Source organism: Sphingobium aquiterrae (assembly GCF_037154135.1).
In the GTDB taxonomy this organism is placed as follows: Bacteria; Pseudomonadota; Alphaproteobacteria; order Sphingomonadales; family Sphingomonadaceae; genus Sphingobium; species Sphingobium aquiterrae.
Genome location: NZ_JBANFL010000010.1, coordinates 160,184 through 175,897 on the forward strand (window position 1 = coordinate 160,184; position 15,714 = coordinate 175,897).

At 64.8% G+C, this 15,714-nt stretch carries 13 protein-coding genes; 2 read left to right on the top strand and 11 right to left on the bottom strand.

The features are described from left to right. Positions 1 to 2: 2 nt before the first annotated feature. Both WFP78_RS12675 and WFP78_RS12680 read left to right on the top strand, forming a co-directional pair. Positions 3 to 422, top strand: a complete 420-nt coding sequence (locus tag WFP78_RS12675; RefSeq protein ID WP_336962701.1) for a Zn-ribbon domain-containing OB-fold protein — start codon at positions 3 to 5, stop codon at positions 420 to 422. Further along, a complete protein-coding gene (locus WFP78_RS12680) occupies positions 419 to 1,519 on the top strand; it encodes an SMP-30/gluconolactonase/LRE family protein (RefSeq protein WP_336962704.1) in 1,101 nt (366 codons plus the stop codon). Before WFP78_RS12675 ends, WFP78_RS12680 begins: the two co-directional genes overlap by 4 nt. Before the next feature lie 10 nt (positions 1,520 to 1,529). On the opposite strand, the gene WFP78_RS12685 is transcribed toward WFP78_RS12680, so the two are convergent. The 11 genes from WFP78_RS12685 to WFP78_RS12735 all read right to left on the bottom strand — a co-directional run bounded on the left by WFP78_RS12685 (position 1,530) and on the right by WFP78_RS12735 (position 15,477). After that, entirely contained in the window at positions 1,530 to 2,516 is a 987-nt protein-coding gene (locus tag WFP78_RS12685) for an NADPH:quinone oxidoreductase family protein (RefSeq protein WP_336962707.1), read from the bottom strand. Positions 2,517 to 2,520: 4 nt separating this feature from the next. Next, positions 2,521 to 3,162 carry a nuclear transport factor 2 family protein gene (locus WFP78_RS12690; protein ID WP_336962710.1) on the bottom strand — a complete coding sequence of 214 codons (642 nt, stop codon included), beginning with the start codon at positions 3,160 to 3,162 and terminating at the stop codon, positions 2,521 to 2,523. A 31-nt stretch (positions 3,163 to 3,193) separates the two neighbouring features. Then, complete coding sequence (locus tag WFP78_RS12695; RefSeq protein ID WP_336962713.1) at positions 3,194 to 4,198, bottom strand: LLM class flavin-dependent oxidoreductase; 1,005 nt, start codon at positions 4,196 to 4,198, stop codon at positions 3,194 to 3,196. Between the two features lie 49 nt (positions 4,199 to 4,247). Further along, positions 4,248 to 6,644 (bottom strand): CaiB/BaiF CoA-transferase family protein, encoded by a 2,397-nt coding sequence (locus WFP78_RS12700; RefSeq protein WP_336962715.1) that lies wholly within the window; start codon positions 6,642 to 6,644, stop codon positions 4,248 to 4,250. A 167-nt stretch (positions 6,645 to 6,811) separates the two neighbouring features. Further along, entirely contained in the window at positions 6,812 to 7,474 is a 663-nt protein-coding gene (locus WFP78_RS12705) for a flavin reductase family protein (protein WP_336962717.1), read from the bottom strand. 28 nt (positions 7,475 to 7,502) lie between these two features. Continuing rightward, a complete protein-coding gene (locus WFP78_RS12710) occupies positions 7,503 to 8,321 on the bottom strand; it encodes an enoyl-CoA hydratase/isomerase family protein (protein WP_336962719.1) in 819 nt (272 codons plus the stop codon). A 115-nt stretch (positions 8,322 to 8,436) separates the two neighbouring features. Next, a complete protein-coding gene (locus WFP78_RS12715; RefSeq protein ID WP_336962722.1) occupies positions 8,437 to 9,174 on the bottom strand; it encodes a TetR/AcrR family transcriptional regulator in 738 nt (245 codons plus the stop codon). A gap of 135 nt (positions 9,175 to 9,309) precedes the next feature. Further along, complete coding sequence (locus WFP78_RS12720) at positions 9,310 to 11,376, bottom strand: PQQ-dependent dehydrogenase, methanol/ethanol family (protein ID WP_336962724.1); 2,067 nt, start codon at positions 11,374 to 11,376, stop codon at positions 9,310 to 9,312. Between the two features lie 191 nt (positions 11,377 to 11,567). Continuing rightward, the gene (locus tag WFP78_RS12725; RefSeq protein WP_336962727.1) at positions 11,568 to 13,154 is read right to left on the bottom strand and encodes a sensor histidine kinase; all 1,587 of its coding nucleotides are present in this window, start codon (positions 13,152 to 13,154) and stop codon (positions 11,568 to 11,570) included. Next, positions 13,151 to 13,861: a response regulator transcription factor gene (locus tag WFP78_RS12730; protein WP_336962730.1), complete on the bottom strand. Its 711-nt coding sequence runs from the start codon at positions 13,859 to 13,861 to the stop codon at positions 13,151 to 13,153. Before WFP78_RS12730 ends, WFP78_RS12725 begins: the two co-directional genes overlap by 4 nt. Positions 13,862 to 13,872: 11 nt before the next feature. Next, a complete protein-coding gene (locus WFP78_RS12735; protein ID WP_336962733.1) occupies positions 13,873 to 15,477 on the bottom strand; it encodes a DUF4153 domain-containing protein in 1,605 nt (534 codons plus the stop codon). Positions 15,478 to 15,714: the final 237 nt, after the last annotated feature.

Here is a 15,714-nt window from a genome sequence, read left to right on the forward strand (position 1 = left end):
CCATGGGCGTGCCGATCTATCCGATCAAGCTGGAAGACCCGTTGTTCCAGGGCTTCTATGACGGGCTCGAAGCCGGTGAGCTGCGTATCACCACGGACGCGGAAACCGGCGCATGGGTCTGGTATCCGCCAGAGGTCATTCCCGGTCGTCCCGATGCCGTGCTGGAATGGCGCGCCGTCGCGCCGGAGGGCAGCGCCTACAGCTTCACCACCGTGATCCGCAGCCTCCTGCCCGGCGACCACAAGGACGAAGTCCCCTTCACCGTCATCCTGTTCGAACCGGATGCCGCGCCGGGCGTGCGGGTCGCGGGCCTATTGGTGGACGCCGATGGCGTGGAACCGGCCTGCGGCATGCGGCTGCGCTTCCGCCCCGTGCAGGCAGGCGATCATAGGATCGCGGGCTTCGCGCCGATCCCGGCATGACGCGGCGCATAGCCGAGACCATGCTGGAGCGCACCGAAGTGGACCGGCGGCGCTTTACGGCGGGCGCCGCGATACTGGGTGCCGGGCTGGCACTGGGCGGTTGCGGACGCACGACGATCGGCGGAGGCATGGAGAGCGGTGCGCCGACCTCCCTCGCCCTGCCGCCCGGCGCCTTCTCGCCGCTGCTCAGGGGCCTCGACAATCCCGAAGGCATTGCCGCCTGCCCGGACGGACGCCTCTTCTTCTCCAACGGCGGCGGTGCGGTTGCCGTGCGCGAAACCGACGGACGCGTGCGGCAGATCGGTCAACCGCTGGCGCCCAATGGCGTGGCGGTCGATCCTCAGGGCCGGGCCATCATCGCCAATATGGGCCTGCTCAAGGGCGTGTCGGGATCGTTGCAGCGGGTCGACGTGGCAACGGGCATTGTCGAGACGCTGGTCGAGACGCTGGAGGGCCGGCAACTGGTCGCGTCCAACGGACCCGCCGTCGCACGGGATGGCACGATCTACTGCACGCATAGCAGTTGGGGTCCGGTGGCGAACATCGGTACGACGACGGCAGCTGGCTTCATCTACAAGGTCGCGCCGGATGGAACGGCCACCATCGTCGCGCGGGGCCTGCGTGGCGTGAACGGCCTCTGCCTCGATCGCGAGGAGCGGTTCGTCTATGCATCCTTGACCGCGGAAGCACGCATCCGCCGATGGCGCCGCCGCGCCGACGGCACGCTCGATCAACCGGAGGATCATGGGCCACAGCTGGGCATCGCCATTCCCGTCCAGACCGTCCGGGAAATTCTGGCAATGCCTGCCACGGACCGCGCAGCGCTGGGCTATTGCGACGGCATCGCGTTCGACATGGCCGGCAATCTGTGGATCACCCTGCCCTTCTCGAACCGGATTATCGCCCTTACCCCGCAGCGGCGCGTGATCGACATCGTGCATGATCCCGAGGGCAGCCTGATCGACATGCCGACCAACCTGTGCTGGGGCGGCGCGGATCGGCGCGATCTTTACGTGGTGTCACGCCGCGGCGGCCGCATCCTGACTGCCCGCACCCCTGTCGCCGGCGCGCCGCTGGCGCACTGGCCAGCGGCCTGACGCCCCGGCATCAGACGGCATCCGCCATCGTCAGCACGATCTTGCCCAGCGCCTTGCGGTCGATCACCCAACGGATCGCATCCGCGCCTTCTTCAAGGGCGAAGCGGCGGCTGATTTCGGGTTTCAACCTGCCTTCCGCATACCAGCGGTAGAGTTGCGCGATATTGGCGGCATTGCCTTCCGGCTCGGCGACGAGATAGGCGCCCCAGAACACGCCGACGATCGCCGCGCTCTTCACCAGCGGAAGATTGAGCGGAAGCGCGGGAATATCGCCGGCCGCGAAACCGACGACAAGATAGCGGCCATTGCGCGCGATCGCCCGGAACGCCGGATCGGCAAGCGCGCCACCAACAGGATCGAACACCATGTCCACGCCCTTGCCGCCGGTCAGCGCCTTCACACGCGTCTTCAGGTCTTCGCGGCTGTAGTCGATCGTCTCATGCGCCCCATGCGCCGTCGCGAGGGCGAGCTTCTCCGGCGATGACGCCGCGGCAATCACATGCGCGCCCATGGCCCGCGCGACTTCCACGGCGGCCAGGCCAACGCCGCCTGCCGCGCCCAGCACAAGGACCGATTCGCCCGCGCGCAGCGCCGCCCGCTGGGCAAAGGCATGAAACGCCGTGCCATAGACCATGGTGAAACATGCAGCGACATCAAAGGGCATGTCCGCCGGCACAGGAAAGCTGCGCGCGGCATCCACGACGACCTGCTCGGCAAAGGCACCCCAGGTCGTCATTGCCGCGACACGATCACCGACCCGGAAGGTGGAGACATCCGGTCCCACGGCGTCCACGATCCCCGCCGCCTCGCTGCCCGGACTGAAGGGGAGCGGCGGCTTCGTCTGGTAGAGGTTGCGGATGATGAGCCCGTCCGGGAAATTGACGCCCGCAGCCATCACCCGCAGGCGGATCTGCCCCGGTCCCGGTTCAGGGGTGGTCACATCGCGGATCACCAGCTCTTCGGGCGGTCCATGATGTTCGCATATGAGGGCACGCATCCGCTTAATCCTTCAGGAAGTCCGCCTGCATATGATAATAATCGTCGCTCGGATATTTCTCGCTATGCTGCCCGGCGGGCCATGCCGCATAGGGTGTTTCCGAAGGGAAAGCGGGCGAGGTATAGTCGGAAAGCCCACGCCGGCGGATGATCTTCCACACGCCGGCGCGCCGCTCCAGATCGTCGAGATAGCGCCCCTGGAAGAACACATCCTCCTCGCCGCCGCCGTCCTTCCGGTCACGGCGATGCTGCGCGAAATAATAGCATTCGGAGAAGGCCCGATCCCCCTTCACCTCCACCGAGACGTTGGAAATATGGTGGCAGGCATATTTGAGCTGAGACACGATCTTGAACGCAAAACCCACGAAATCGGACGATTTTCCCTCGAACTTGCCATGTTTATGCGTCGATTCCGGCCAGAAACAGCCCTTGAGCAGCGCTTCATCAGCCCGATCATTGGCGCGCGCATAGGCATAGAGCAGTTCGGTGATCGCCTGCCTGGATTCGACCATATCGAGCCTGTCGGCGATGCTGCCCTTGCCCATGCTCTTCTCCCGTGTCGCGGCGACGGCAGAGCCAGCCGCCGCAAGCCCGAACGGTATGGCAAGGATCGCGCTCAGCGTGCCGCGACGGTTCCGGTCTTCCATGGTCTCTCTCCCTCTATCTGTCGCCGTCGGTTCAGTCGCACATTTCCAGCAGGCCGGGTTCCGCGCGCAGGCGCGGCAGCACGTCCTTCTCGAACAGGCGCAGGCTGCGCCAGGACAGTGCGGGATCAAGCCCGCCCAGCAGCGCATGGAACGTCACTGCCGTACCCCGGCCCAGCCCCTTGAGATAATCGAAGCATTCATCGGGCGTCAGCACCTTGATATTGGGCATCGCCTTCAGTCCCTCGATCGTCTCGGCGGGCTGATAGCGGGTCTGCCCGGTGCCGCGTTCCTTTGCCCATTCGGCATAGGCATTGGTCGCATAGGCGATATGCGGCGCGACCAGCGGCCAGTCGCGATCGGGATCGTCGGTGACGTAGAGGAAGCTGGCGGCCGGCTTGCGCAGTTCTTCCGGCGGCGGGAAACCAGCCTTTTCGCGCTCTTCCTTGTAGAGGGTGAAAAGGTCGGGATGGCCGGGGAAATATTGATAACCGTTCTTTGCCGCACGAATGGCCGACTTGTCGGTGGAACCGCCCATGTAGATCTTTGGGCCGCCGGGGGTCGCCGGCGCCGGGGTCACGCGCACCGTGCGCCCGCGAAATTCGAAAGGCTCGCCGGTCCATGCGCCCTTCAGCGTCGCCATCGCCTCATTCATGATGGCGAGCCGCTTGGTGATATCGCGGTCGAACATCTCGAACTCATGCGGGCGATAGCCCATGCCCGCGGTCAGCCAGATGCGGCCGGGCGCGATATTGTCGAGCACCGCCAGATCCTCCGCCAGGCGCAACGGATCGTGCATGGTGACGACCAGTGCGGAGAGGTGCGCAACGATATTGCCGGTCGCGCCCAGGATCGACGCTGCCTGGATCATGGAAGACGGACAATAGCCCCCTTCCGCTCCATGATGTTCGGCAAGGAACACCTGCGTGAACCCCAGCGTGTCGGCCCACATCGCCTGCTCGATCGCGGTACGGTAGAGGACAGGATGGGGCGCGCCGAAATCGGGGCGGTTCATGTCATAACGTAGATTGAGTTGCACCCTGAGGCTCCTGCTTATGTTCTGAAATCTATCCGCCTGGTCCTGGAGATCAGGCCGCCGATACTTTGGATGTGATCCGTCCGGTCGTGCTTTTTGCGACCATCGCCTTGCCGCCGGCGATCAACGCGTCGATCTCCTCGGGCGCATAACCGACCTCGGCCAGGATTTCCCGCGTGTGATGGCCAAGGCGCGGCGCGGAGCCGCTGGCTTCGCCTGGCGTCCGGCTGAAATGCATGAAGCTGCCGAACATGCGGACATGGCCGTACATCGAATCCTTGTCCTCGATAACGCGGTTCGAAGCGAAGGCCCAGTCTTCCCAGAGGGCATCCTGCACCCAGCTGGTTTCGCGCACGATCTCGCACGCCGCGCCAGCCGCATCGAGCGCCTCGAAGGCTTCGGCGCTGCTGCGCGCGGCGAAGAAGGGCGTGAGCAAAGCCTGCAAGGCGGCATCATTCCGCGTCCGTGCCCTGGGCGTCGCGAAACGAGGGTCGGCGGGAAGGTCGGGCTGCCCGACGGCACGGGCGAGCGCGGCGAAGCGATCATCCTGACGGCAGGAGATGCACAGCCAGCCATCCGTGGTGCGATAGATGCGATCCAGCGCGTTGATGCCGGCCTGGTCCTTGTCCAGTCGGAAGCCGTAGACGACCTGCATGTCGGCATCGAGGAAATGCTCCGACGTCGTCCAGAGGCTGGAATGAAGCTGCGGGCATTCCATATAGTCGCCCCTGCCGCTGAGGCTGCGATGCTCCAGCGCTATCAATATGCCGGCGGCGGCGAGGAAACCATTATTATAATCCTCATTGCCGAAGACCGAGCGCGTCGGCGGATTGCCTTCGCCGCCGCCCTCGCACAGCAGCCCGGTCCAGCCTGAAACCAGCGGCGCAAAGCTCTTCAGCAGCGACTTGGGGCCCTTCGATCCATAGCCGGGCATATAGGCATAGATGAGCTTCGGATTGATCCCCAACAGCGTTTCATAACCAATGCCGAGCTTGTCCGCCTTGCCGGGACGCAAATTGTGCGTCACGACATCCGCCTCGGCCACCAGCCTGTGTGCGGCGGCCAGCCCCTCGGGCGTCTTGAGATTGAGCACGATGTCGCGTTTGCCGCGCTGGGCGGCGTCGAAACAATCGGGCAACGGGCGCATCTGGTCGCCGTCGGGGGTTTCCACCTTGATGACGTCGGCGCCCAGATCGTTGAGCAGGCGACCACCATAGCCGACGGCAAAGAAGGACGAGAAGTCCACGATCTTCACCCCTTCAAGGGGATGCCTGATCGCGGACGTGGCGGATGAGGCGACCCGAGGGGTACGTGCCGCCAGCGCAGCAAGGTCGCCATTGTCCGCGCCGATGGCGGGAGCCGGCCGGGGCGTGGCGCAGGGCGTGTTGCCATAACGCAGCGCGGGGGCCGACTGATAGATCGTGCCGAAATCCGGGTCCGGCAGCGCAATCCGCTGGCCAACGAACGTCACCTGCTCATCAAGCAGCACTTCGGCCGGCTCCAGCACCGGCAGCGCGGCCACGTCCGCCGCGTGCAACAGCGCGATCCATTCGTCGCGGGGCTTCTGCTTGAAGGCGTCGAAAATCTCGACGCGGGCGATCCGATATTCATCGTCGGAGAGCGGCACGGCCATTTCCGCGCCTTTCACCGCCTGCACCCGATCGCCAAAGCCCAGCACGTCCATCGCCGCCTTGAACCCGCCGGGGCCGCCGGTGTGGAACTGGAGGAAACGTCCGTCGCTACATTCGAACATGGCGGTGACGAGCCGCGTGCGGCCGAACCGGTCGAGCGCGCCAGCATCCCCCTTCTTGATGTAGGAGATGCCCTCTTCCTGCCACCAGTTGTTCATCGGCGACTGCGCGATCATGGCATCGAGCAGCGATGCCTCGATCCGCTGGCCGACCCCGATATGATACCGCGCCCGTAGCGCCGCCAGCGCCCCGATGACACCAAGGAACGCCTGGCCATAATGAAGCGCCGGATGGCCCAGATAGACCGGGCCGGGGCGAAAGGGGCTGCCCTTGTCGATCATCGTGCCCAGGCGCGCCGCCGCAAGGGCTTCGCCATGAGGACGATCCGCAAAAGGCGTGTCGGCGCCATAGGCGGTAAGCGCCATGACGACGAGCGCGGGGAAGTCCCGCTTCAGCGACGCCTCGTCCAGCCCAAGGGCGGCGGCGTGCTTTTCCTCCATCGCATGGATGAAGATGTCCGCCCCCTTCAACAGGGCGCGCAGAGACTCCCGGTCGGCGTCATGGCCGATATCCAGCTCGACGCTGCGCTTGCCACGATCCCAGCTTTTGCGGGTCAGGTCGTGCGCGAAGAAAGCGCCGCCACGCGGCTCGACCTTCGTCACATCGGCGCCATGATCGGCCAGCAACATCGCTGCGATCGCCGCCGGCATGGACTGCGCCGCCTCAATGACGATCAGGTGGTCGAGAGGACCGGGCATCACGCACTCCTATTTGACATGTCCGACGGTCTGTGCCGCCTGCTCTCAGTGAATGACCGACCAGCTTCGCCTTCGCGCCACGGGTCGGGATGGGCTGTTGCGAAACAGACACCAGAACGCCGGCAAGCGCAAGTAATTTTGCACTATGGGTTCAAATTAGCCGCAAGTCAGCCTTGCTCGCCGTCTTGCTTGCCATTGCCGCCAAGGCGGGAACGGTCATAGGCCGGTCGTTCCATCTGGAAGCTGTCGCTATTGCGGACATACCAGCCGCCGCCATGGGTCCGGCCGATCAGCTTCATTGCAGGCGTATCGATATAGATTCGCTCGGGATTGGTGATGAACTCGTCAGCGATATGCGCCATCAGGATTTCGCCGACGATGATGGTCTGCATGGAGCCGATGTCGAGCGCCGCGACCTTGCGGCATTCGAAGCTGACCGGGCTGGTCGCGATGCGCGGCGGCGCGACGACGACACTGGGGGCCGTTGCGAGCCCGGCATAGTCGACCTCGCTCACATCGGCGGGCGCATCGACGCTGCACTCGTTCATCTTCTGCGCATCCGCTTCCGACACGAGGTTCACGACGAACTCGCCGGAGGCGATGATGTTGGATGCCGTATGCTTGAGCGCGCGGGTCACGGGTTCCTTGAGCAGACCGAGCACGATCAGCGGCGGCTCGGCGCCCACCGCGTTGAAAAAGCTGTAGGGCGCGGCATTGACAACGCCGCTCTGCGACACCGTCGTGATCCACGCGATCGGCCGGGGCGTGATGGTGGAATTGATGATCTTGTAATTTGCCGCCATCGGCAGGCTGCGCATGTCGAACTGCATTGCGTCGATCCCTTTTCCTGCGCTCCGCCTATTCAGACTGACCGGCCGCCTTGGCCGCAGCCCGTGCGGCGGCCCTGGCCCTGAATATTTCCCGTGCGCGGGGCACTTCCTCCCCGGCCTGGCAACTATGGCAATAGACCAGTTCCAGCGCGTGCGTTGCCGCCAGGTCGCCATTCTCGGCCTGATGCAGCAGCCGCTTGGTCAGTTCCACGGCATGGCGATTACCCCCGCCGATCGTCGCACCCAGCGCAAGCGCTTCGTCCACGGCCGTTCCCGCGGGCACGATCCGGCTGACCAGGCCGAGCGAAAGCGCTTCGGCGGCGTCCAGCGTGCGACCGGAAAAGATGATTTCCGCTGCCCGCGCACGGCCCAGCTGGCGGGTGAGGAACCATGCGGCCCCACCATCGGGAACCAGCCCGAATTCCAGGAAAGGCGCGCCAAAGCGGGCATCGTCCGCCGTGAAGATCATGTCGCACGCCATGGCAAGGCTCCACGACACGCCAAAGGCACCGCCTTCCACCGCGGCGACGGTCGGGATGGGCAATGCGCGCAGCCGGGCGATGATCCGCTGCCCCATTTCCAGTCGCGCGGCCAGCGCCAGCGCGCCCTCCCCTCTGGCGGGTGGCAGCTTCACGTCCCCGCCATTGCTGAAATACCCCTGCGCACCGCACAGGATCAGCATCCGGGCGGGCGTTCCGTTTTCAAGGCGATCGAGCGCCACCGAAAACTGTTCCCACATGGAAAAAGACACGGTGTTCTTGGCGCGCGGACGGTTGAGCGTCAGCAGCACGACGCCGTCACTCCGCTCTTCGACCAGCACTTCCGGGGCGACGGTCGGTTCGGTCACTTGGCTCTCTCCCATCTTCGCTGTGCCCGTCAGGCGGGCACGCAATCTGACTGGCTCGGATGACTAGGCGAGAGAGGGAGGTCGGCGCAAGAAAAATTGCATTATGGTATAGATTTTACCCGACAGCAGCGATCTTCGTTTTCTTGTGCACAGGCAACGCTTCCATCCCACGCTCCGCCACGTCCTTGAGCAGCGCTTCCACCTCCTTGCGCGCCGCGCCACGAATGGCGCCGAGCAGGAAGGTGAGATAGCTGGAGATCAGGCGGATGATGATCGCATCATCGGCGATGCGCTGCTGTGCCCAATCGTTGATCGTGGCATATTCGAACCGCACCAGATCGTCGACCAGCGTGTCCACCCGCACCCAGGGTTGCAACTGGTTGGTCGAGGCCAGCGTATCGATCCATGCCTTGTTGTGGCGCGTGGCGAGCGAATGCATCGCCTGCCAGATATCGCTATCGACCTCCGAACTGAAATAGAGCGCCATGATCGCGCGGATATAGTTCGGGATCTTGCGGTTGCGCTGGATGACCGAAATCATCCGCTCCAGATTGTGCATCATGGTGCCGGGCGGATTGGCAAAGGAAATCCGACTGACATATTCGTCGAAATATTCCTGGATCGCCGTCGCAATCATGCGCTCGCGGGTCTGGAACGCATTGTAGAGCGTCCGTTTCGCGACACCCGCGCGCCGGCCGATATCGTTCATGCTGAGCGCGGCGATACCCTGTTCCGCGATCACCTGCCTGGTTTCTTCCAGAATGCGGCGGCGGCGTTCCAGAATGGCGGGGCTGGAATAGGTTTGCGGTCGCTCGCCAACCTCCTTCAGCAATGAGATGTCCTCTTTGTGCATAGCCGGATCATTTCATGCATGGCCAGTCGGGCAAGGTCAACATCGACCGCCCCTGCCTCCACGCGCCGCCGGTCCACGACCGCACGCGCAAATCCACCGCAAATGGCGGAAATACGCGGCGGGGATGACGGCGGGTCATTTGGCGGCGGTCTTCGTTTCCCGGGCCCTCTGCCGGATATAATGGCGCAAGCCTTCCAGATCCTCCGGCTTGAGGATGCCGAACGACGGCATGCCCCTCGCCATCAGAGCACCATCATGGACAACCGCACCGAAGGATTCCGCATCGAGCGGCACCGCCGATTTGCGCAAGTCGGGCGCGGCGCCGCCCGACATCATGCCGGCGCCATGGCAGATGATGCAGGAGCTATTGTAGATGCCCGCACCGATCTTCGCCTTGGCGGGATCGACAGCAAAGGCCGGGTCGTCTTGGACGGGCAAGTCCACCATATCCACCTTGGGCAGGCGACGCACACCACCGATAGCGAAGGTCAGGACGCGACGTTGCTGCTGGGCATAATCCCAGTTCGGCGAATTGGGGAAGCTGCTGCGGAATCCAGTGATAACCGTCACATATTGCCTGCCGCCGACAGAATAGCTGATGGGGGCCGAAAGAATGCCGTTCTGCGCCGGGAAGGACCAGAGCTTGCGCCCGGAATCCGCTGCATAGGCATTGAAGGTGCCATCATTCTGCCCCTGGAACACCAGGTTCCCGCCAGTCGCCATCGTGCCGCCATTGAACACGCCCGGCTGCGGCAGCGCCCATGCGATCCTGTTCTGCGCCACATCCCACGCGACCAGGCGGCTGGTGGCGGGCGGGGGCACCAGATTGGCCGGCGGTGCGCCGAGCCCGGTGTTGACGAACATGCCGGGCTTATATTGCCAGTCCTTCACATTCGGCGGATCGGTGACGACACGGCCGCCATCCATGACGGGAATATAGCTGTAGCCCGTCCTGGGGCTGAACGACATGGCCTGCACCCCGTGCGCCCCGTTGGGGAAGGGATACATGATGAACGCCTTTCCATCGGGATAGAGCGAGTCCGGGTTGATTTCCGGGCGCCCCGTTTCGGGGTCGATACGCTTCGCCCAGTTCTGCTTGGCGAATTCGCCTGCCGAGATGAGCTTTCCGTTCTCCCGGTCGATCGCATAGAAAAAGCCGTTCTTGGGCGCGTGGATCAGCACGGAACGCGGCTTGCCGCCGATCACCATCTCCGCCAGCTCGATGTCCATCGCGTCATTGAAGTCATAGCTGTTCTCAGGGTTCACCTGATAATGCCAGACATAGTCCCCGGTCTTCGCATCGAGCGCAACGATCGACGACAGATACAGATTGTCGCCGCCGCCGGGGCTGCGGATCTTCTGGTTCCACGGCCAGCCATTGCCGGTGCCAAGGTAGATGCGATCATATTTCGCGTCATAGGCCATGGCATGCCAGACGGTGCCCCCGCCCCCATATTTCCACCACGCCCCGGTCCAGGTCTTGGCGGCCATTTCCATGGCCTTGTTCTCAAAGCCCTTGGCCGGATCACCGGGCACGACATACCAGCGCCACGCCTTCTTGCCCGTCTTGATGTCATAGGCGGTCACATAGCCGCGCGTGGGGCTGTAGTCCGCACCACCGAAGCCCACGACCACCTTGTCGCCGGCCACCCATGGCGGGCCGGTGATATAGCCATGCTCCGCTTCGTCCAGCGTCTGCACCGACCATCTCGGCTTGCCTGTCTTCGCGTCGATCGCGATCAGTCGCCCCTCGCGCGTGGCAGTGAAGACGGTGCCATCCTTATAGGCGATACCGCGCGTGCCCCAGCCGGCGCGCATCCGCGTTGCCGCTTCGGGCTGGCCGGCGACGTCAGGATCATATTGCCACAGCAGCTTGCCGGTGCGTGCATCAAGCGCATGGACGACGCTCAACCCCACGGCGAAATAGACCACGCCATTGACCGCGAGCGGCTGCGTATAGGAATCGAACGTGTCGATGTCATAGGACCAGGCAAGGCCAAGCTTGCCGACATTGGCATCGGTGATCTGCGTGAGCGGACTATAATGCTGTTCGCTGCTGTCGCCACCGAAGCTGTTCCAGTCGGCACGCGGCTGCGTGGCGCCGGCGCCTTCGGCCGATGCCGCCGAGTGAAGCACAAGCCCGGCGCAGAGCGCTGCACTTGCAATTCCCGCGACGACCAAGCCGCCAACCTTGACCTTCATATGGCACCCTCTCTCTTTACTTATTGCACATTGGTGCAACTTTTCTCCGCTGTCAATGTGCGACTTGATGACCTGAGCCGCCCCGACTTTGCCTCACACGCTCGGTCCGCGGCCCTGCCGGTCAGCTTTTTGGATATGGGAAGACCGGGCTGACAGGCGCTGGATCGGTCGCCCGCTCTCTCCTGGCCGGCTCAGCTCGCTTCGGTTTGGAACGTGGGGCAGGCGAGACGGAAATGGGCGCCTCGTGCCGATGGCATGAGCTGAAGTTCACCGCGATAGGCATCCAGCAGCGATCGGGCGATCGCCAACCCCAGACCCGTCCCGCCCTCTTCTCGCTTGCTGGTGAAAAAGGGGTCGAAAATGCGATCCCTGTCCCCTTGCGGAATGCCGGCCCCGTCATCGACCAGGTCGATCCACGCCACGCCGTTCTGCGCGACGACAGTCATATCCAGCCTGGACGCTCCTGCCTGCCGCGCATTTTCGGCCAGAGTGGTCAGCACGGCCTCCAGCGCCCCGGCATCCATGGCCAATGGCGATATCTCTTCGGGCACGCGCAGGCCGATGACGAAATCCTCTCGCTTCAGCGCATCGGCGACCGCGGCCAGCACCGGTCCAACCTCCGTTCGCGCATCGCTCTCGCGCACCAGCACGTCGGCCCTCGCCAGTTCCATGAGCCTGCGAACCAGGCGCGACAGCCGCTCTGCGTCCGCCGCCATGTTCGCCAGGAACCGCGCCCGATCCACGGGGGCCATATCCGTGCCATGGTCCTGCAACAACTCGATCGCGCCGGAGATGCCGGCCAGCGGCGTCTTGAATTCATGGCTGACCGAGGAGGCGAAATCACGCAGATAGCGGGACCGCTTTCCGATGCTGTCGGCCATCTGCTCGAAATCCTGATAGAGCGCCCGGATTTCGACCACCTGCAGGGAGGGATGGCGCGGCGCGACCCGGCGGCCCGACGACAGCTCCCGTGTCGCGCGGCTCAGTCCCTCGATCGGCCGAACGATGGCACGGGACAAGACAGCCGACAGCAGCACCAGCAGCAGGAAGATCGCGACCACGCCCAAGGCGATCTTGCCCCGGTCCTCATAGATGCCAAGGAACAGCGCGCGCGGCGAGCGGGACACCAGCAGCACGCCGACGACCTTGCCATCCACGCTGATCGGCCGCGCATGGTGCAGGCGGATGTTCGCCCCCCGGCTCAGCCATGCAAGCGGGAAACCGGCGACATGACCTTCATTCTGGCGCAGCACGGTCGCGGCCTTGCCAGCCAGCGCCGCCCGGATCTCCGGCAGCGCGGCAAGGCTGCGTCCGCCTTCCCGCCCGTTCAGCACCACGCCCCGCCGGTCGAGCATCAGGATGGAGGACAGCGTGGTCAGCTTGGTTTCCTGAAAGGCCGGCATCATCTGCCGCGCAAGGGCCAGCGCCGCGCCGTCGGGCCGCTGCCGCGTCACGACAGCCGGGGGACGCGACGGCAGGATCGGCGAGGAGCGCAGGTCCACCTCGGTCATCCGGTCATGATAGCGGACCACAGCCGACGGGACATCGGGCCGGGCCGCCATCCCCTTCCACACCACCGCCGCGCTGGCGGCCAGCGCCGCGCTCTGCGCCACCAGTTCCGCCTCGGTCCGCCGCACCAGGGCATTTTCATAGACCCTGAGGAAGATGGCGCCAAAGCCCGGCAGCGCCGCCACGAACAACAATGTGCCGAACAGGATGGTGCGCAGCCGCAACACCGGCCAATGCCGGGCAATCCACGCCTTCAGCGCCCGGATCATGCGGGCGGCGCCGTCCCGTTGCACCCGCCCATCCGATAGCCGATGCCGGCTCGCGTCTCTATGATGTCGACGCCGCCGACATCCGCGAATTTGCGGCGCAGGTTGCGGACATGGCTGTCGACCGTCCGGTCGGTCAGCGCAAAGCCCGGCCCGCGGAACCGGTCGATGATCTGATCGCGGGAAAAGATGCGCGTCGGCATGGCAAGCAGGGTGCGCAGGATGGTGAACTCCGTCACCGTCAGGCCGACCTCCCGCCGCTGCCAATGCGCGGACCAGCTTTCGGTGTCGAGGCTGAGCAGGCCATGGCGAATCACGCCCACATTCTCCACCACCGGCGGCCTGGCAGCCGTGCGGCGCAGGATCGCCATCGACCGCGCCACCACCTCACGCGGCGAAAAGGGCTTCACCACATAATCGTCGCCGCCCAACTCGATGCCGAGCACCCGGTCGATCTCGTCATCGCGCGAGGAGAGGAAGAAGATCGGCACGTCGCTATGCGCCCGCAACCGGCGGCACACCTCCAGCCCGTCCATACGCGGCATGTTGATATCGAGGATGACAAGGTCGGGTGAACGACGTTCGACCTGCGCCAGCGCATCCTCGCCATCGGCGGCCTCGATCGTGTCCAATCCCGCCTTGCCGAAAGCAAAAACGAGCAGTTGCCGGATGTGGGGATCATCGTCGACGATCAGGATGGTGCTGGGCATGGGGCACATGATCATTTCCCGATCTCTCCTGTCAACGCAGCGACGGCCTTGGGATCGACCGGCTGGGCCGGGCGCGGCGGCGGCGCGGGCTGGGACGGCGGCGGAATCAGCATAGCATTGCACCTTCTCGCCCCTGGCCTTGGCGCCACCGGCGTTCGCTGCGCCAGCAGCAGCCGCGCCTGCTCCAGCCGACTCTGCCCCACCAGGGTCCAGCCCTTGCGCTGTTCTTCCGCCAACGCGCCATGGAGCCGCAGTCGCACGGCTTGCACGCGATCGCGGAAGTCGGGCCGCAGATCGCCCCGCTGCTCCAGCGCGATCAATGGCAGCAGGGCAGAATCCCCCAATTCGCTCAGATAACAGAGGTCGAGCGGCACGCCCGTACCTCCGGCCTCCCGCGCATGGCGCACATTCCAATGCGCCGCGACCGCGCCCAGATCGACAAAGCTGGCAATGGCCAGCATCAGAAGTGCCATCGCCAGATTGGCGTTGATCAGCCAGGCCGCGCTCCGGTCGCGCAGCAATCGCCAACAGATCGCCGCCAGCCCGAATGCCACCAGCAGCATCCACGCCAGCGCCGCGATCCGCAGCCGCGTGAGCGAATAGGCCTCGATATAATCCAGCGTGCGCAGCATGGAGGAAGCCACCAGGAAGATATTCTGTGCGATCCACAGCATCACCAACCTGCGGATCGCCGCCGTCCGCGCCGTCACCGACCCGGGCCGCAGCGTCACCAGCACGAACAGCGCCGCCAGCAACGCCGTCGCGATCAACGGATAGGCGCCGCGATGGGCATAGTCCGCCATGGTCATGCCCTCAGGCATTGGCGCCAGGCCCCAGAGATAGGCGATATCCAGCAGGTTCTGCAGCGCGAAGATCAGATTGAAGAGGATCAGCGACAAACGCACCGAAGCCACCGACACCCCCGGCAGGTCGATGTCACCCCGCCCATCGAAGGTCGGCAGCAACCGGCAGGCCGGACGCGGACGCAGCAGGCTCCACACCATGACGAACAGCACGCCCCAGATCAGCGCGCGCACGACCAGCGCCGGCGACAGTTCTGGCAGCAGGAAGGACGACAGCAGCCGTTCGAACAACGGATTGGCCGCCGAAAACAGGCCAAGGATCACCATGCTGCCGAAAAGCGGCAGGGCCAGCACCGGCAGCGCCGCGCGCAGGTTCCATCGCCCAGATCGCCTGGCCGCACGGACCTTCAGCCATCGCTTCATGTCGACCAGCGGCCCGACCGGCGCTCGCACCCATTGCCACACGAGCCGCTGGAACCAGCGCCAGCCATCGTCGAACCGCGCCGTCGCCGGGATCAATGCGGCCATGCTCGCCGCCACCCAGAACAGGGCCCAGGCCAGCAGGCTCGCATCATGGACAAGGGCCAGCGCGAACAAGGCCGCCGCCGCCATGGCCACCCACGCCCGCCTGTCGCGCCACATGCCAGGCCGCCCGGCGACAAGCGCGCCCAGCAAGCCCAGCGCAAAGACGCCGAAATAGCCGCCGTAAAATTGCCGTTGATAGAAGAGCCAGTCACCGGCCCCGACGAGAAGAAAGGCCGGCACCATCTTCCACCTGAAGCTTGCCCCTGTCGGCAAAGCGGAGGAACCCATTGTATATCTCCCTGAAAGTCGGGGAGAGAATGCGCCGGCGCCAAGCAGGCCATCGGGTGCTGGCCATCAATAGTTGGCGCAGATCCCGTGCAGAAATTGTGCAGGCTGCGCCGGAATTGGCGCAATCCTGCCAAAAACCCGGGCGCGCGCCTTCCACGCCCTCCGGCGCTTCAAGGGCCAGGCTCGACTCATCGCTTGCCAGCCACGGCTTGCCGCCCCTAATTTCTCTCTACTGAT